Source organism: Arthrobacter sp. NPDC080031, assembly GCF_040702485.1.
In the GTDB taxonomy this organism is placed as follows: Bacteria; Actinomycetota; Actinomycetes; order Actinomycetales; family Micrococcaceae; genus Arthrobacter.
In genome coordinates, this window is sequence record NZ_JBFBLA010000021.1 from 1 (window position 1) to 17842 (window position 17842).

At 65.6% G+C, this 17842-nt stretch carries 17 protein-coding genes and 1 tRNA gene; 4 read left to right on the forward strand and 14 right to left on the reverse strand.

All coding sequences use genetic code 11. The annotated features are described in order from the left end of the window. Window positions 1-291: 291 nt before the first annotated feature. Entirely contained in the window at window positions 292-648 is a 357-nt protein-coding gene (locus AB0323_RS17010; protein ID WP_366178366.1) for a cupin domain-containing protein, read from the forward strand. Between the two features lie 79 nt (window positions 649-727). Here the strand turns inward: AB0323_RS17010 and AB0323_RS17015 are convergent. From AB0323_RS17015 to AB0323_RS17070, 12 genes are all read right to left on the reverse strand, one after another. Further along, window positions 728-800 (reverse strand) — tRNA-Asn (locus tag AB0323_RS17015). Between the two features lie 63 nt (window positions 801-863). Further along, a complete protein-coding gene (gene dnaG, locus AB0323_RS17020) occupies window positions 864-2816 on the reverse strand; it encodes a DNA primase (protein WP_366178367.1) in 1953 nt (650 codons plus the stop codon). A 76-nt stretch (window positions 2817-2892) separates the two neighbouring features. Beyond that, a complete protein-coding gene (locus tag AB0323_RS17025; protein ID WP_366178436.1) occupies window positions 2893-4188 on the reverse strand; it encodes a deoxyguanosinetriphosphate triphosphohydrolase in 1296 nt (431 codons plus the stop codon). A gap of 128 nt (window positions 4189-4316) precedes the next feature. Continuing rightward, window positions 4317-5498: a tRNA dihydrouridine synthase DusB gene (dusB, locus tag AB0323_RS17030; RefSeq protein ID WP_366178368.1), complete on the reverse strand. Its 1182-nt coding sequence runs from the start codon at window positions 5496-5498 to the stop codon at window positions 4317-4319. A 104-nt stretch (window positions 5499-5602) separates the two neighbouring features. Next, window positions 5603-6214, reverse strand: coding sequence for a response regulator transcription factor (locus AB0323_RS17035; RefSeq protein ID WP_366178369.1), 612 nt, complete (start codon window positions 6212-6214; stop codon window positions 5603-5605). After that, a complete protein-coding gene (locus AB0323_RS17040; RefSeq protein ID WP_366178370.1) occupies window positions 6211-7317 on the reverse strand; it encodes a histidine kinase in 1107 nt (368 codons plus the stop codon). Before AB0323_RS17040 ends, AB0323_RS17035 begins: the two co-directional genes overlap by 4 nt. Before the next feature lie 22 nt (window positions 7318-7339). Then, window positions 7340-8116 (reverse strand): ABC transporter permease, encoded by a 777-nt coding sequence (locus AB0323_RS17045; RefSeq protein WP_366178371.1) that lies wholly within the window; start codon window positions 8114-8116, stop codon window positions 7340-7342. After that, window positions 8113-9051 (reverse strand): ABC transporter ATP-binding protein, encoded by a 939-nt coding sequence (locus tag AB0323_RS17050; RefSeq protein ID WP_366178372.1) that lies wholly within the window; start codon window positions 9049-9051, stop codon window positions 8113-8115. Before AB0323_RS17050 ends, AB0323_RS17045 begins: the two co-directional genes overlap by 4 nt. 193 nt (window positions 9052-9244) lie before the next feature. Beyond that, window positions 9245-10684: a YibE/F family protein gene (locus AB0323_RS17055; protein WP_366178373.1), complete on the reverse strand. Its 1440-nt coding sequence runs from the start codon at window positions 10682-10684 to the stop codon at window positions 9245-9247. A gap of 139 nt (window positions 10685-10823) precedes the next feature. Next, a complete protein-coding gene (locus tag AB0323_RS17060; protein ID WP_366178374.1) occupies window positions 10824-11798 on the reverse strand; it encodes a GNAT family N-acetyltransferase in 975 nt (324 codons plus the stop codon). 2 nt (window positions 11799-11800) lie between these two features. Then, entirely contained in the window at window positions 11801-13186 is a 1386-nt protein-coding gene (locus AB0323_RS17065; RefSeq protein ID WP_234750757.1) for a glycine--tRNA ligase, read from the reverse strand. Window positions 13187-13273: 87 nt separating this feature from the next. Continuing rightward, window positions 13274-14296: a DMT family transporter gene (locus AB0323_RS17070; RefSeq protein WP_366178375.1), complete on the reverse strand. Its 1023-nt coding sequence runs from the start codon at window positions 14294-14296 to the stop codon at window positions 13274-13276. A gap of 33 nt (window positions 14297-14329) precedes the next feature. Between AB0323_RS17070 and AB0323_RS17075 the strand changes: the two genes are divergently transcribed. Then, on the forward strand, window positions 14330-14560 hold the full coding sequence (locus tag AB0323_RS17075) for an RNA-binding S4 domain-containing protein (RefSeq protein WP_366178376.1): 231 nt from the start codon (window positions 14330-14332) through the stop codon (window positions 14558-14560). Window positions 14561-14625: 65 nt separating this feature from the next. Here AB0323_RS17075 and AB0323_RS17080 read toward each other — a convergent pair whose 3' ends face one another. Continuing rightward, complete coding sequence (locus tag AB0323_RS17080; protein WP_366178377.1) at window positions 14626-15294, reverse strand: phospholipase; 669 nt, start codon at window positions 15292-15294, stop codon at window positions 14626-14628. Window positions 15295-15363: 69 nt separating this feature from the next. Here AB0323_RS17080 and AB0323_RS17085 point away from each other — a divergent pair, with 69 nt between their 5' ends. Both AB0323_RS17085 and AB0323_RS17090 read left to right on the forward strand, forming a co-directional pair. Beyond that, a complete protein-coding gene (locus AB0323_RS17085) occupies window positions 15364-16206 on the forward strand; it encodes an SGNH/GDSL hydrolase family protein (protein WP_364532114.1) in 843 nt (280 codons plus the stop codon). A gap of 66 nt (window positions 16207-16272) precedes the next feature. Then, window positions 16273-16719, forward strand: coding sequence for a hypothetical protein (locus tag AB0323_RS17090; protein WP_366178378.1), 447 nt, complete (start codon window positions 16273-16275; stop codon window positions 16717-16719). Between the two features lies 1 nt (window position 16720). Here AB0323_RS17090 and AB0323_RS17095 read toward each other — a convergent pair whose 3' ends face one another. Continuing rightward, window positions 16721-17842, reverse strand: coding sequence for a homoserine O-acetyltransferase (locus AB0323_RS17095; RefSeq protein WP_366178379.1), 1122 nt, complete (start codon window positions 17840-17842; stop codon window positions 16721-16723).

A 17842-nucleotide genomic window follows, 5' to 3' on the forward strand; every position in this document is an offset into this window, starting at 1 on the left:
CAACAACGGCACCTGGACCCAGCTCACCGCCGACCTCACCGCCTACAAAGGCCAGACCATCACCCTCTGGTTCAACGTCCACCTCGACGGCTCCAGCCCCGCCGACGACACCTGGATGTACCTCGACGACATCACCCTCACCACTCGATAGTCGCCCTCACGATCAGGTATACGAATCAGACGCCAAAAATCCCCGCCCTCTACTGGGGACGCGGATTTTTGAGCAACGGAGCAATGGGTCTTCAGTTCGTGAAGCATCTACGGCATAAACGTCAGGTAAGAGGAATAGCGATGGCAAAGCCCGAATTTGAGTTCACCCCTACGGAATCGGTGGACTTCACCCCCTGCAACCCGCATATTGAGGGCCTGTCCGAGGCGATCCTGGCGCGGGATTCAGACAACGACTGCGTCACGCGCATCCTGAAGTTCGAGCCCGGCACTGACACCTCCCCCAACGGCGTTCTGACGCACGAATTCTGGGAAGAGGTCTTCATCTTCGAAGGCTCGTTTATGGACAAACGGCTCGGCCGGACCTTCAAAGCCGGCGACTGGGCCACCCGTCCTCCGGGTATGGAACACGGTCCGTGGGTCTCCGAGAATGGAGCCAAGATGTTCGAAGTCCGGTACTACACGGAGCGGAGCCACTGACAAGAGCCTGTCCCCCACGAACGGGCTGGGTACGAAAAATCCCCGCCAGCACGCGGCTGACGGGGATTCCGACTCAAAGCTCCTCCGACTGGACTTGAACCAGTAACCCTTCGATTAACAGTCGAATGCTCTGCCAATTGAGCTACGGAGGAATGAAGCGTGTACCAGCCTAACAAAGGGCTGCCGGGAAACGAAATCGGCGCCGGGGAAGGCCGTTAGCTGTCCATGCGGAGGGCGCGGCGCTGCATTTCCAACTGCATGAGTTCCCGGTTGAGGCGTTGGAACTCCTCCGGCTGGGCAGAGGCATCCAGGCGCTGCAATTGGCCCATCTTGTCCGCCTTGACCCTGGTGATCTGTAGTTCGAAAAGCCGGGCCAGAATGTCGCGGCAATACCGCTGAAGCGCTTCGGGCGTGCTGGCCGGCAGCGGAACGACGGCAAGCTCGGAGACCAGGCCTTGGAGCGGTTCCGGAACCTCCCGGCGGATCCCTTCCACCCACGCCACAGGGTCTCCCGCGTGGGCGAGCCCCGCCGCCCGGACGGCCGTGTGCACCGCGGAGTAGGCCGGAGTGACGAAATGGCAGGCCTCAAAACGTTCCCACGCTCCACCGCTAAGCGCAGCTTCGCCCCCCAGGACGGCAGGATTCTGGATGACGACTTCGAGGGCCTGCCGCTCCATGGCGGCAATGGGATCCCGGGGATCCGGGCGCATGAAGGCGATGGGAGCGGCCGACGGCGGTGCTGCCGCCGGCTGGCCGGCCTGTCCCGGCGTTGTGCCCTGCCCGGCCGCCGGGGCTCCTGCCGTTCCCGCAGTTCCTGCGGTGCCCGCCGCGCCGGAAGCAGCCCGCTTGGCAGCCAGGCCCACGGCCCGGCTGACCTCCTCGATGGGCATGCCGAGCCAGCCCGCCAGCTCGCGGACATACGCCGGACGGATGCCGGAATCCCTGATCTGTGCCACTACAGGGGCCGACTCCCGCAGGGCTGCGACCCGGCCTTCCACAGTGTCCAGGTTGTGGCGCTTAAGGGAGGCCCTGATGGCGAATTCGAAGAGCGGCCGGCGGGTGCCGATCAGGTCCCGGACAGCCGCGTCCCCCTTGAGCTGGCGCAAATCGCACGGATCTGCCCCGCTCGGTTCCACCGCCACGTACGTCTGCGCAACGAAACGCTGGTCTTCCTCAAAGGCGCGGAGTGCCGCCTTCTGCCCGGCGGCGTCGCCGTCGAAGGTGAAGATGACCTCTCCCCCGGTGCCGTCGTCGGACAGCAAGCGGCGGGCGATCTTGATGTGGTCGGTACCGAAAGCCGTGCCGCACGTGGCCACCGCGGTACCGACTCCTGCAAGGTGGCAGGCCATGACGTCCGTGTACCCCTCCACCACCACCAACTGCCGGTCCTTGGCGATGTTCCGTTTGGCGAGGTCGATCCCGTAGAGGACCTGGGACTTCTTGTAGAGCACGGTCTCCGGAGTGTTCAGGTATTTCGGGCCCTGGTCGTCCTCGTAAAGCTTGCGGGCTCCGAAGCCGATGGTGTCGCCGGCGATGTCCCGGATGGGCCAGATGAGCCTGCCCCGGAAGCGGTCGTAGATGCCCCTGTTGCCTTCGGAAAACATTCCCGTCAGCTTCAATTCGGCGTCCGTGAAACCTCGCCCGCGGAGGTGTTTCAGGAGCGAGTCCCAACTTTGCGGCGCGTAGCCGACGCCGAACTGTTCGGCGGCGGTCCGGTCGAAGCCGCGGCCGTGGAGGAAGTTGCGGCCCTCGGCGGCACCTGCCGTGAGCAGTTGCGCGCGGAAGAACTCGTCGGCGATCTTGTGGGCATCCAGCAGCCGTTGGCGCTTGCCGACCTCCTCGCGGTTGGGACCGGTGCCGCCGTCTTCATAGCGCAGCTCATAGCCGATCCGGGCTGCAAGCTTTTCCACGGCTTCGTGGAAGGAGCTGTGGTCCATTTTCTGGACGAAGGAGATCGCATCGCCGTCTTCACCGCAGCCGAAGCAATGGTACCGGCCTACCTGGGGACGGACAGTGAACGACGGCGAGCGCTCGTCGTGGAAGGGACAGAGGCCTTTGAAGGTGCCCAGACCTGCGCCCTTGAGGGTGACGTAGCCGTCCACCACTTCCTTGATATCGGTGCGCTGGCGTACTTCGTCGATATCTTCACGTTTGATCAGGCCAGCCACGTCACTATCCTAGTCGCTCCGCGCGGACAGCCCCTGTGAGGACAGCCCCTGAGCGGGCCGACAACCCAACGGTGGCCTACCAGAGCGACGGCAGGCTGCCGACCAGCCGTTCGTACATCGCCAGCGCCGAAGCGTCCGTCAGTGACGCAACCTGGTCGACGACGACGCGAAGCCGGGCGCCGTCGTCGGGGGCGTCCCGCCAGTCCGCAGCGAACATCGGCTCCAGGTGGCGGTCCCCGCTCGCATTGAGCACGCCCACCAAGGCGTGCAGGACTTCGCGCTGACGCTCATAGACGGGCTGCCGGTGGTCGGTGGAGATGACGAACGTCGTGGCAAGGCCCTTCATGGCGGCGATCTCCGTGACGGTTTCCTCCGGGACCATGAGTTCGGCGCCGTAACGGGTGAGGCGGTCCGGTCCGAAGCGGGCGCGCGTGGTCTCCAGTGCACTCTGGCAGAACCGGCCGATCAACTGGCTCGTCATGTCCTTCAGCGCAGCCATCGACTTGCGGCTGCCGTCGGCCTCTCGGACCCACACGCTCGTGGCTTCGAGGCGGGCCAGGGCGGCATCGATTTCTGCGGGATCGTTGTGGGGCAGGTACCACTGCTTGGTGTACCCCACCACGCGGGCCCGGTGATCCGGATTGTCGAGCCACTTCAGCTGGAAATGGCCGGCAACGATTGCGTCCTCGACGTCGTGGACCGAGTACGAGATGTCGTCGGCCAGGTCCATCACCTGGGCCTCTATGCAGGAGCGGTTGCCCGGCGCGCCGTCACGAAGCCAGGCGAACACGGGCAGATCGTCCTCATAGGCACCGAATTTGCTGCTCCGCTGCCCGTGGATGACGGGGGCGTCGACGGCGGACCACGGGTATTTGGACGCGGCGTCAAGGCTGGCGCGGGTCAGGTTCAGTCCGGCGGGCCTGCCGTCGGCGGCAAGGACCTTGGGTTCAAGGCGGGTCAGGAGGCGCAGGGTCTGGGCGTTGCCTTCGAAGCCACCGATTGCGTGGGCTACCTCGTTGAGCGCGGATTCCCCGTTGTGGCCGAAAGGCGGGTGGCCAAGATCGTGGCTCAGGCATGCCGTGTCAACGACATCCGGATCGCAACCGAGCGCCCGGCCCAACTCGCGGCCCACCTGGGCCACTTCAAGGCTGTGCGTCAAGCGGGTGCGGACGAAGTCGTCGGTGTCGGGGGCCACTACCTGGGTCTTGGCCCCGAGCCGCCGGAGGGCTGACGAATGCAGCACTCTTGCCCGGTCCCTCTCGAAGTCCGAGCGGTAGGTATTCTTCCGGGGTTCCTGGACCCAGCGTTCCGAGTCGGCCTCCACATAGCCTGGAATGCCCGTTGCGTTTTCGGCCGGGCGTGCTGCAGACATCGCTTCAGTTCCCATGGGTATCTGCCTCCTCCGCTTGCCGTGCACCGGCGCCTGTTCAGCCGGTGCCTATGCAGCCAGTTTTCCACGACTCCGGCCGTGCGCGTGCACGCGGCGCCCCATGCCGCGGTTTAGCCGCCTGAGACGTCGAGTTCGGCTGCGGCGATATCGCGCGTCTGATCGGCATCCATCTGCCTGCTGAGCAGCCAGTCCTTGGGCAAGGCCGGCTTCTTGGGGGAACCTGCTCGTCCGCGCGGACCCTCCGAGTCGACGCCCGGGTACGGCAGGTCCATGTCCAGTTGGTCCAGAAGCTCGCGGAGGACCTCGAGGGTCGGCACGGTGGCCAGTTTGGCGCGCAGTTCCCCGCCCACCACATAGCCCTTGAAGTACCAGGCCATGTGCTTGCGGATCTCGCGCAGCGCCTTGTACTCGTCGTTGCCGAAGGTTTCGATCATGAGTTCGGCGTGGCGGTAGACGCCGTCGGCCACCTCGCGCAGGCCCGGACGGTGGCGCTGATCGCTTCCTTCAAACGCGGCCTGGAGGTCACCGAAGAGCCACGGGCGGCCTTGGCAGCCACGGCCCACCACAACTCCGTCGATCCCGGTTTCGCGCACCATGCGGACTGCGTCTTCGGCGGACCAGATATCGCCGTTGCCGAGGACGGGAATGTCCGGGAGGGCTTCGCGCAGCCGTGCGATGGCGGACCAGTCGGCCTGGCCGGAGTAGAACTGCGCGGCCGTGCGGCCGTGGAGCGCGACGGCGGCAACGCCGGAATCGCGGGCGATGCGGCCGGCGTCGAGGTACGTGGGGTGGTCCTCGTCAATGCCCTTGCGCATCTTGATGGTCAGCGGGATATCGCCCTTGGAGGCTTCCTTGACGGCGGTCTGGACGATCGAGGTGAAGAGGTCGATCTTCCAGGGAAGGGCGGATCCGCCGCCCCGCCGGGTGACCTTGGGCACAGGACAGCCGAAGTTGAGGTCGATGTGGTCCGCCCGGTCTTCTTCGACGAGCATGCGTACGGCCTGGCCCACGGTGACCGGGTCTACGCCGTACAACTGCACGGAACGGACTTTTTCGTCGTCGTCGTGCGAGATGATGCGCAACGATTCCGGCGTGCGCTCCACCAGCGCACGGGAGGTCACCATCTCCGCGACGTACAGACCGCCGCCGTATTCACGGCACAGCCGGCGGAAGGCCGAGTTGGTGATCCCGGCCATCGGCGCGAGGATCACGGGGGTGTCCACGGTGATCCGGCCGAGCTGCAGCGGGGGCAGTTCAAGCTTGGGCGAGGGGGGCGTTGCTACTACAGTCACCCGTCCATTGTCTCAGACTGGAGCTTGCCGAATACGTGGGTGCGGGCCGACAGCTACGGCCCGGAACGCAGCGCCCGGCCCGCACCCACGTTCTCAAGGCGAACTCAGAGCAGCCAGCCGTTGTCTTCGGCGATCCGCACAGCCTCGGCACGGGTCCGGCCGCCGGTCTTGGCCATCGCGGCGGAGAGGTAGTTCCGCACGGTCCCTTCGGAAAGCATCGCCGACTTCGCGATATCGGCCACCGTTCCGCCGTCGGACGCTGCCTTGAGCACCTCCCCCTCGCGTTCGGTCAACGGACTGTCCCCGGCGGTCAAAGATTCAGCGGCGAGCACGGGATCCACCACCCTGAGCCCCTGGTGGACGCGGCGCACCGCTTCGGCCAATTGCCGCGCGGGCGTGTCCTTGACGACGAATCCGGAGGCACCGGCCTGCATGGCACGCTTGAGGTAGCCGGGCCGACCGAATGTGGTCACCATCAGGACCCGGCACGACGGCGCGGCCCGCCGCACGGCCGCCGCCGCGCTGATCCCGTCCAGGCCGGGCATCTCGACGTCGAGCATCGCCACATCGGCGGAGTGCTCGACGACGGCGGCCGCCACCCCTGTCCCGTCACCCAGTTCAGCGACCACCTCGATGTCCTGCTCCAGTCCCAGCAACGCTGCGAGTGCCCCGCGCACGAGCGCCTGGTCGTCCGCGATCACCAATCGGATGCTCATACCTGCACCGCCAATCTGAACCCTCCCAGGTCACTCGGGCCAATGCTGACCGTTCCCCCGGCGGCACCCACGCGTTCGCGGATCCCGGCCAGTCCGTTCCCGGAGCGGCCCCCGGAAGCCGGGCCGACGCCGTCGTCCTCAACGAGAACGCTCGACGCCGTCAACCGGACGCGGCAGCGCGCGGCACCGGAGTGCCGCACAACGTTGGTGACGCCTTCGCGCAGGACCCAGCCGAAAAGCTCCCGGTGCCGCGCCGGAACCTGCTCCACGGCTCCCGGCAATTCGGCGTCGATCCCGGCCGATTCCAATGCCGTCCGGGCAACAGCGAGCTCGGCCAGGACATTGACTCCGCGGTACCCTGCCACTGTGGCGCGGACGTCGGCGAGCGCACCGCGGGCCAAATCCTGGACCGCGGAGATCTCGGCGGCTGCCCGGTCCCGGGCAGGGTGGCCGCCGGGGACGGTGTCCAGCATCCTCCCGGCCAGCTCGGCTTTCACGGCAATCACCGTCAGGGAGTGCCCCAGGATGTCGTGCATGTCCCGGGCCACCCGGCTGCGTTCAGCGGCCACGGCGGCGTCGGCCAGTTCAGTCTGTGCTTCCCGGAGCCGTGCGGTCTGCCGGATCAGCCGCGCGAAGGCGGACATCATGAGGCCGAGGGACAAGATGATCCCGGCCTGGAGCAAGGCCTGCTCCCCGTTGCCCTTCACCAGCTGGGTGCAGAAGGAGGCGAGGGACAAGGCGACGATGAGGAAGAAATCGGCGCGCTGCGGAAGGGACGTCATCGCGATGGCGCAGGCGAGGAACGTCCAGGTCCACAAGGCCTCCCTTCCGATGATGAGGATCATCAGCCCGTTCAGCGCCAGCAGGACACAAACGGACACGATGCCCGCCCGGACGCCCAGGCGCCAACTGATGTGCGGCAGGAAGACGTAGGCTGCGAAGAACACGATCAGGGACGCCGAAGCCGCCGCTTTCCAGGCCAGCGGCTCGTCCACGGACCACACGATGTTCCACGTCGGCCAGGCCCAGAGCAGGATGGAAAGTCCCGCACCGATGAACCAGCCTCGTGGCCCGGGGCCGCGGAACATGGCGTTGCTGGTCATGGTGCCTACCCTAGCGGCCGGTTCAGACACGTTTCGTGTCGCGGCGGAACGCCATCGCAGCCCCGGCCACGAAGATCGCGAGCCAGGTGAGCACATTGACGATCCACGCCCAATCGAACTCGCCGGTGATGGGACTCCGGGCCAACTGCCCGATCCCGTATGCCGGCGTGAACTTGGCGATGTTCCCGAAGGTCTCCCCCATGATTTCGATCGGCATGAACAGCCCACCGAGCATGGCAAGGATCGCCAGGACCGGCCCGAGGATCTGCATGACGTTCTGGCTCGGCATAAGGTATCCGACGAACAGGCCGAGGGCCGCGAAGACCAGAGAGCCCAGCCAAGCTACCAACCCCGCCGTCAGCCAGGTCTGAGCATCCATCGTGACACCTGCCAAGGCACCGATGACGAATTGGGCCACGACGGCAACGAAGGACAGCGTCAACGCGGCCATGGCTTTCACCGCGATATATGCACCGGGCAGGAGGGGCGTGAGGCGCAGCTGGCGGCTCCAACCTTGCGCACGTTCCACCGCCACTTGGCTGCCGGCGCCCGTCGCAGCGGTCATCGCGGCGTAGACCGTGAGGCTGATGAGGATGTACTGGCCGTAGCTGTGTCCGTTGGGCAGAAGCTTGTCCTTGTTGGACAAGCCGAAAATGAAGAAGAAGATGGCCGGCATGAATACCGTGAACATGATGGTCCGGCGGTTCCGGAGCATCCGCTTGATCTCGATCCAGAGGAACGTGCGGTTGACCCCGCCGGCGGACGGCTTCCGTTCCTGGGCGACTGTTGCCGTGCTCATACGAGGTCTCCTTCGAAAGTGATGCTCGTGGATTCCGGCACGGCATCGTCTCCGGTGAGGGTTACGAACGCCTCCTCGAGGTTGTTGGCCGCCACCTCGACGTCGTGTGCGCCCGTGTTGTTGAGCAAGTACCGCACGACGGCGTCCGAGTCGCCCGTGCGGACGGTGAGGCGGCCGCCGTCGTACTCCATGCTTTCGACGGGCGGCATCCCGGCGAGCAGTCCGCGCTCTGCGGCCGGAAGCGAAGCCTTGACGGTGCGGCCCGAGGCGAGGTTCTTGATCTGGGCGGCGGTGCCGTCCGCAACGATGCTGCCCTGCCGGACCAGGACAATCCGGTCCGCGTAGGCATCGGCTTCTTCGAGGTAGTGGGTGGCGAAGATGACGGTCCGTCCGCGCTGGGCGTCGGTCCTGATGGCGGTCCAGAAGTCGCGTCGTCCCGCGACATCCATGCCGGTGGTGGGCTCGTCCAGGATGAGCAATCCAGGATCGGAGACGAGGGCCATGGCGAAGCGCAGCCGTTGCTGCTGGCCGCCGGAGCACTTTTCCACCTTGCGGTCGGCGATCTCCAGGATGCCCGCCCGCGCCAGGACTTCGTCCACGGGGCGGGAGGAATCGAACATGGCGGCATTGAGCTGCACGGTCTCGCGGACGCTGATGTCCCGCAGCAAGCCGCCGGTCTGCATCACGGCTGCCGCCTGGCCGCGGGCGATGGCTCCCCGGGGAGTGTGGCCGAAGATGGAAACGCGTCCCTGGTCCGGGGCGCTCAATCCGAGGATCATATCAATCGTGGTGGTCTTGCCCGCTCCGTTGGGACCGAGGAACGCCACCACCTCCCCCGGCTGCACGGTGAGGTCCAGGCCGCGGACGGCGTGGACCTTCCCGAAGCTCTTGTGCAGTCCGGCGGCGTGAACGGCCGGCACACTCGCTGTTGTCATGGCTCTCCTTGGCTTTGGTTCACTTCACTACCCATCAAAGCCGGGATCCGTGGCCGGTGCCCGGGCGCGTGTCACCAATGAGGGATGACAAATGTCATGTGGACCCTGTTATCGGTGAATACGTGGGTTTCGCCCGGTGGCTGCGGACCGGAACGCAGCGCTCGGCCCGCACCCGCGGTTTCGACGCCGCGAGCTAGCGGCGCTCGGCTTCCCTGCGTGCCCGCCTGGTCATGACGACGGCGGCAAGCTCGCCGGTATCGAACGATTCGAAGGCATCGGCGGATCCGGCGGTTTCAAGCTCGCGGACCTTCCCGTCGTCGTCTCCTGGCGCCGAATCCGGGGCGACGGCGGCCGCCAGCCGCCTCGGACCTGTCGCTTTGACCACCATCACGGCGATCAGTGTGGTCACCGGGATCGCCAGCACCAGGCCGATGGACCCGACCAGGGTGCGGATGACTTCTTCGGACAACTCGGCGCTGGTGAGGGCATCGACCAACGGGCGGTCGTACAGCATGACAATGATCAGGATGGGGAGGGCGGCACCGGCGTAGGCGAAGGCGATCGTGTAGACGGTGGAGGCGATGTGGTCCCGGCCGATCCTCATGGCCGAGGTGAACAGCTTGCGCGCGCCGGTCTCCGGTGCCAGCTCGTAGAGTTCCCACACGGCCGCGGACTGGGTGATGGTCACGTCGTTGAGGACTCCGAGTCCGGAGATGATCAGCCCGCAAAGGATGATCCCGGTGAGGGAGATCTTGCCCGACATGTTCACCAGTGTGGCGCCTTCGCTGCTTGCGATGCCGGTCAGGTTAGCCGCATCCGTGGCCCAGGCCGCCAGCAGCGCCGTAATGCCGAGGCCGAAGATCGTGCCCAACAACGCGGTGGAGGTCTTGGCCGAGAACCCGTGGGCGAAATAGAGCACGCCCATCATGATCGCCGTGGAGCCAACCAACGCCACGAGCAGCGGCGGCTTGCCTTCCACCAATCCCGGAAGCATGAAGCTGACCATCACCACGTAGGCTCCGGCCAGTCCAAGGAGCGCCCTGAAGCCGCGCCAACGCGCGACGGCAATGACCACCACGGCATAGAGGATCGCCAGGAGGGCCATGGGAACCGTCCGCACGAAATCCAGGAAAACGTACGACGGCGAGCCGTTGCCTGCCGCTGCGCCCTGCACCCCGGAGAGGTTCAGGTAGCGGATGCTGTCCCCCACTTTGACGCCGTGGGACTTGGCGACATCCGGGTTAATGACCACTTTGACAGGGCTGCCGCCGTTATCCGGCTGCGTGGACGCGAAGGTGCATTGGGAACCCTGCGGCTGTGTCCCGCTGCTTTGGTTCGCACCGTTCGTACCGTTCGCACCCGGAGCTTGGGTCCCCTGCGTGCAGCTTTCCTGGGTGACGGCTTGGATCTTGCCGGTATCGAACGTCACCCCGGGAGCGGCTGCGTAGGGGCTCGCGAACGTGATGCCTTCCTTGCTCCCGGACGGCCACATGAGCAGCATGGCAACGATCGTGAGCACGGCAATCGGAGCCAGCACGGCTACGAGGAGCCAGTTGGCCCGCTTGCGTGCCGCGAGCGCCTGCGGGCTGGGCTCGAAATGCTCTGTGTGTCCGTGTGAATGGCCGTGACCCATTAGCTGCAAAACCTCATGCCCACAAGCCTACGTGGGGCAGCGCTGCGCCCCGCCCAACTGGCTCGCAGTTGTTGTCGTTATGAGGGCTCTAAACGACAACTAATGCGAGCCAGTTGGGCCGGTAACGGGAGAACAACAGTTATTCGCTGACCACCAAGGTGTCCGCACTGCGGAGCTTCGCCTTGCCCAGCTCCAGCAAAGGATCGACGACGGCCCGCACGGCCGTCATCGAATCGTCCACTTCGAGGAGCACGGGGTGCTGGTAGGCAATGAGCGCCAGCAGGTCACGGATCGCGGCGCGGGCCTCGTCATCCTGCAAAAGCGGATCGTGGCCAAGGAATACTTCCGAGGGCTCATCCGAGCTGCCCTGGGCATAGCTGATAGCGAAGGCCTGCAACTTGCCCTTGCGGGTGGCCGGAACTCCCGCACCAAAGGCACTCGCCTTGGGCGCACGCAGCACGAGCGCACCGTGCGCCCCCGTCAGCTCGTCGAGGAACAGCCGCTGCACCGTGGGGATGCCGAGCTCGCCGGGGTTGTCCCAGTGGTGCACGGCCGTGTAGTACCGGCCTACGACGTCGCTCAGTTCCACGGACCCCGTGGCGAGGTCTTCCACCTGCTCGGAAGCGGCTTCTTCGGAGCCGTCTCCAAACACAGGCAGCCTGAGCGGCTCGGGATCCACCACCACAAGCCGGGAACGCTGGATAGGCGCGAGCCCTGCCCACTCGGCGAAGGCGGCGCCGGACGTGCCGGGCTCCACTTTGCTGCGCAGCTTGGTAACCCCCGACGGCGACTGTTCGGCTTCGCGCCGCAGCATGGTCAGGAGCGTGGCCCCTATCCCGCTCCGGCGGTGGTCCTTGGCAACCTCGACGTAGGCCCAGAGCCGTTCCGGGTGCAGGGACGCCTCATGGACCACGCCCGCGGCCACCGGGATGCCGATGCCGTCAATGACGTCTTCGGCCACGATGCACCGGCGCCAAGGCTGGCCTTGGCCGCCGTTGCTCGACGGCGCCAGGGCTGCACGGAACTGCTGGGCCGGCAGGGTCTCGGGCCCGCCCCACATTTCCAGGAGCGCGAGGTCGTCGCCCTCACGCCATTCGCGGTATTCGATGGACACGCTTAGGCGCCGATCAGTCGGGCAGCAAGGTAACCCTCCACCTTGTCCAGGGACACACGTTCCTGGCTCATGGTGTCGCGCTCACGGATGGTGACGGCCTGGTCATCAAGCGTGTCGAAGTCCACAGTGATGCAGAACGGGGTACCGATCTCGTCCTGGCGGCGGTAGCGGCGGCCGATGGCACCGGCGTCGTCGAAGTCGATGTTCCAGTTCTTGCGCAACTGGGCACCCAGGTCCTTCGCCTTCGGGGACAGGTCCTCGTTGCGGCTCAGCGGCAGCACGGCTGCCTTGACCGGTGCCAGGCGGGGGTCGAGCTTCAGGACAGTGCGGACGTCGACGCCGCCCTTGGCGTTGGGTGCCTCGTCCTCGGTGTAGGCGTCCACGAGGAAGGCCATGAAGGACCGCGTCAGGCCGGCGGCCGGTTCAATGACGTACGGCGTGTAGCGCTCGTTGGTGGCTTGGTTGAAGTAGCTGAGGTCCTGGCCGGAGGCCTTCGAGTGGGTGGAGAGGTCGAAGTCGGTGCGGTTGGCGATGCCCTCGAGCTCGCCCCACTCGGAGCCCTGGAAACCGAAACGGTACTCGATGTCCGTGGTGCCCTTGGAGTAGTGGCTGAGCTTGTCCAACGGGTGCTCGAAGAAACGCAGGTTTTCCGGCCGGATTCCCAGGCCGGTGTACCAGGACATGCGTTCCTTCATCCAGTACTGGTGCCATTCCTCGTCCGTGCCCGGCTCGACGAAGAATTCCATTTCCATCTGTTCGAACTCGCGGGTGCGGAAGATGAAGTTGCCCGGCGTGATTTCGTTGCGGAAGGACTTGCCGATCTGGCCGATGCCGAACGGCGGCTTCTTGCGGGATGTGGTGAGCACGTTGCTGAAGTTGACGAAAATGCCCTGCGCGGTTTCCGGGCGCAGGTAGTGCAGGCCTTCTTCACTGGCCACGGGGCCAAGGAAGGTCTTGAGCAGGCCGGAGAACTCCTGCGGTTCGGTCCATTGGCCGCGGGTGCCGCAGTTGGCGCAGGCGATGTCCTTGAGGCCGTTTTCGGCGGGACGGCCCTTCTTTTCCTCGTACTCTTCCTCGAGGTGGTCGGCGCGGTAGCGCTTGTGGCAGGAAAGGCACTCGACGAGGGGGTCCGAGAACACCTCGACGTGGCCGGAGGCTTCCCATACCTGGCGGGGCAGGATTACGGACGAATCCAGGCCCACCACATCTTCGCGGCCGCGGACGACGCTCTGCCACCATTGGCGCTTGATGTTTTCCTTGAGCTCGGCACCGAGGGGGCCGTAGTCCCATGCGGACCGGGAGCCACCATAGATTTCACCGGCCTGGAACACGAAGCCCCTCCGCTTGGAGAGGGAAATGACCTGGTCGAGGACGGATTTTGCTGCCATGGGTACTCCAATGTTCTACAGGGCCGCTGGGTGCGGTCCGTGGTTGTGCGCGAAGGTAATGCTGTGCAGGAAGCTGCGTGTCCTAGCCTACCGGCCTTTGGCCGCGGTCCTGCCTCCGGGACTGGCCTGACTCGCCCCGGCGCGACGGCGGGAAGAGAGCGCACCCTTGGGCCAAGGCAACGTGGCGACGATGATGGCAAACAGCGTCAGCAAGGTGCCAAGGATCGTGGGCAAGGCAACCACGGTCCCAGGCGCCGGCAGGACCAGGTCAAGCGCGAGGGATCCGAGCAACTGGCCCGCAATCATTCCCAGCCCCGTCACCAGGACACCCAGGCTGCGGACCAACAAGGCCGCCAAGCCGATGAAGACGCAGCCCATCGGCCCGCCCAAGTAATACCACCATTCGGCGGGCAGGGCGTGGCCAGGACCAACGAGGATCAGTTTGATGAGCCAGGCGATCCAGAGAATGACCGTTCCGGCCACGAAATTCACCAGCGTCGCGGCGACCGGGCTGCCGTAGTGGACGGTCGCCGTGCCGTTCATCGCCTGTTGGAAACTCACCAGGCAGCCCGCCACGACGGGCAACAGGATCGGGAGCAGCAGGGACCCGACGTCGGCTGCTGCCCCGAGGCGCGGCGAAACGGCCCAGGCGACGGCGGCGATCGTCAGGACGCTGCCGAGGATGCGGACCCCGGTGATCGAGCGTTTGCCGCCGGGCCCGATGCCGAGCCGGTCCACGAGTAGTCCGCTCAGGGTCTGGCCAGTCACCGCAGCAACCGTGAACAAGGCCACGCCAAGCAAGCCGACTGTGAACGATTGGGCGAACACGAACAGTGCGCCGATGCCGCCGGCCAGGACGTAGAACCGTGGAAAGCTCCGCTCCTTGAGGGCAGGCAGGATCCTTCGCAAGGCGGCACGGCCCTTCGGCAGCGTCAGTCCGATCGCGGCGATCAGAACCAGTCCGGTGGTGAAGCTGACGACGGCGGCCGCGATGCCGTCGTCGAGCGTTGCTCCCAGGGCGCCGTTGATCCGGCCCTGAAGGGGAATCACGAGTCCGGTTGCTACGGCAAGGAGCAGCCCGGTGAGCAAGGGGCGGGATGACTGCGGCATTTTCACCACCTTACTTCAGGCATCATTGCTTGTATGAGCAACCCGGAAATCGAAGAAGTCCCCATCCGCGACGACATGATCCGCCTCGGCCAGCTCCTGAAGCTCGCCAACCTGGTGGAGGACGGCGTGGAAGCCACGGAACTCATCAAGAACGGCCTGGTCAAGGTCAACGGCGAGATCGACGATCGACGCGGCCGCCAACTCCACGTAGGCGATACAGTGACCGTCAACGGACAGACGGTGCGGATCACCAAGGGTTCCTAGCAACGCGGGGTCACTTACGGCCCGTTACATGCCTCTGAACGGGCCGTAAGTGACCCCGTGTTGCTTCAGACGGAGGCGAGGACCTTATGCTCCAGGAATTCTGCAACGTGGCCGATTTCCTGCTGGTTGATGCCGTGCCACATGCCCGTGTAGAGCACCTTGGTAAGGTCCGTGTGCTTTCGCACCCACTCCATGGTGTATTCGATCTTGTCCGGGGTGATGACGGGATCCTGCTGGTCCCGTCCCCAGAAGAGCGGCACGGAACCGTCAAGTTCGGCGTCATGGAACGCGGGGTCGGCATCGACGTCAACGGCGAAGCCTGAAAGCCCGACGACGGCGGCAAAGTCCGCCGGGCGCTGCCGGAGCAGCGAGGTGGCCATGGCCATGCCCATGGAAAATCCGAGGAGCGTCACCGAACTGTGGTTGGCCTTGATCGGGTCCAACCAGGAAAACACGTACTCCGCTGCGTCCTTGACGGCGTCGAGGGAGTAGTCAATGGACGCCGTGAGAGGGAACCACGTGAAGCCCGGGCCGGTGGCGATCGGCGCTCGGAGCGAAGCGACGACGAAGTCCTGGGGCAACAGCCCGGCAAGGCTGAAGAGGTCTTGCTCGTTGGACCCGTAACCGTGCAACAGGAGCAGCAACGGTTTACCAGCCCGTTCTTCCTCTTCGTGGGACCACAAAACGACCGGATCCGGAAAAGCAGGGGCAGGGAAGGCGGAGGCTTGACTCATGGGACTATTCTTGCAGTTACCCATGAGTAACAAGCTACGGGCGCGTAGCGATGCAGCAAGAGGCAGGATATGAACGTGAGTGACACTGATTCCACGGTGGGGCCGAAGCCGGCCGAGCGGAATCATCCGTGGACCCGCTACGTGGCATTGGGTGATTCCTTTACCGAAGGCATCGGCGACCCCGAGCCCAACAACCCCGGGGGACATCGCGGCTGGGCGGACCGCGTTGCGGAGGAACTGAGCCGGGGACACCGGGATTTCGCCTACGCCAACCTCGCCATCCGCGGTCGACTGCTACAACAGATCATCGACGAACAACTTGGCCCGTGCATGGACCTCAAGCCGGACCTCGTGAGCATTTCCGCAGGCGGCAACGACCTCATCCGTCCAGGCGGCGATCCCGACGCCTTGGCCGAGAAACTCGATGCCGCCGTGCAGATCCTGAGTTCCGAAGGCGCCACGGTGGTTCTCTTTAATGGTCCGGACACCGTGTCATCCGTACTCGGCCGGATCCGCGGCAAGGTGGCCATCTACAACGAAAACCTCCGCACCGTCGCCGCCCGCCACGATGCCGTGATCGCTGACATGTGGTCCCTGCGGCAACTTTCGGACTCCCAGATGTGGGACGAAGACCGCCTGCACTTCTCGCCGCTCGGCCACCACACGATCGCCGCGATGGTCCTCGATTCACTCAATGTGCCGCACAACCTCGAACCGCTGTTCCCCAAGCCGCTCCCCCAGCGCAGTTGGCGCGAAGCCCGCTCGGGTGATCTCGTTTGGGCGCGGGAGTATTTTGTCCCGTGGGTCATCCGCCGGATCCGGCACCGGTCCTCCGGCGACGGAATCCTTCCGAAACGCCCGACGCCGGGACCCGTCTTCGGTCCTGCCGACACCATCCAGCCCCGGAGCTGACCGGGAACCACGAGGTGGGTCACAGGGAGCGGGGCTAAGCTGGTGAAAGACAGGGAGGCCCCCACCGTGAACAATTTGATCTTCTGGATTATCGTCTGCTCTTGGCTGATTCCCATGGGGATCCGCATGTACAACCGGTCGCGCCAGCGCAGGCTCCGGAACGGGGACTACGGGAACAACAGCTACGGGGGGTACCCCGGCCCCCCTCCGGGCCAGTTCCCCGGACAGCAATATCCTCCACGGAACTACCCCGTCGGATACCCGGAGCAACCCCTGGTAATCATCCCGGCTGAGCCGCAACCTCCGGTGGCGAGGCCCACACCGCAGGGCGCCCCGCCGTCGTCGGCTCCCCAACCGGACGCTGTTCCCCAACCGGACGCGGCGCACCAACCGAACGGTGCTCCCCTCGGCTACCGGGCGCGGAAACTGGCGGAACTGGACCAGGAGTACAGCGACGGGAAAATCGCCATGGAGGACTACATGAAGCTCCGCCAGGAGATCATGAACGGCTGATTCAGCCGAAGAAAGCTTCGCGCAGCTGGGGACCGAGCTGGCCGATCTCGGTGAGGAAACCGTCGTGCCCGATCGGCGCCTCGATCACGTGAACGGGAACTTCTCCGGGCAAGGCCTTGGCCAACTCGTGGGATTGTTCCGGGAAATAGAGGCGGTCCGAGTCCACCGAGGCAACGAAGAACTTCGCCGTTGCCACGGACAGCGACTCCTCCAACGAGCCCCGGCCCCGGGTGATGTCGTGGCTCATGAGCGCCTCGGTGATGGCGATGTAGCTGTTGGCGTCGAAGCGCTGGACGAGCTTGCTCCCCTGGTGGTCGAGGTAGCTCTCCACCTGGTAGCGGCCCCGGTCCCCCAACGCGGCAGCCTGGAGGGGCGCCTCGCCGTCCTGGGCGTTCCGGCCGAAGCGGAAGTCCAGTTCATCCGCCGAACGATAGGTGATGTGGGCGATCCGGCGGGCAAGGGCCAACCCCGCCTCTGGCGCGGCGTGGCCATAGTAGTCGCCGCCGTTGAAGTCGGCGTCCTGCCGGATGGCAAGCGTCTGGGCCTGCGCGAAAGCGATCTGCTCGGCGGTGCTGTACGCCCCGATCGAAATCACGGCGCATCGCTGGACGCGGTCCGGATAGCTCACGGCCCATTCCAGTGCCCGGGCACCGCCCAAGGACCCGCCGACGACGGTATGCCAGCCGTGGATCCCCAGGGCGTCGGCCAACCGGGCTTCGGCTACGGTGCTGTCCCGCAGGGTCACGAGCGGGAAGCGGGAGCCCCACGGCCTGCCGTCAGGAGCGTTCGACGACGGGCCGGTGCTGCCGTAGCAGCCTCCCACGATGTTGACGGAGACCACGAAGTAGCGGTCCGTGTCGATGGTGGCACCGGGGCCAACGAGTTGTTCCCACCAGCCTTCTTCCCCGCTCTCGCCACGGGCCACATGGGTGCTGCCAGTCAGTGCGTGCTCCACCAGGACAGCGTTGGACGCGTCTTCGTTGAGCCGCCCCCACGTCTCATAGGCAAGGACTACGTCCGGCAGGAAACCTCCGGCCTCGAGTTCGAGTCCGCCCACGGAAACATACTTGAGGGTCCCGTCCTGGGTACCGGAAAGGGGTATGGCTGTTGCAGCAATTGTCAT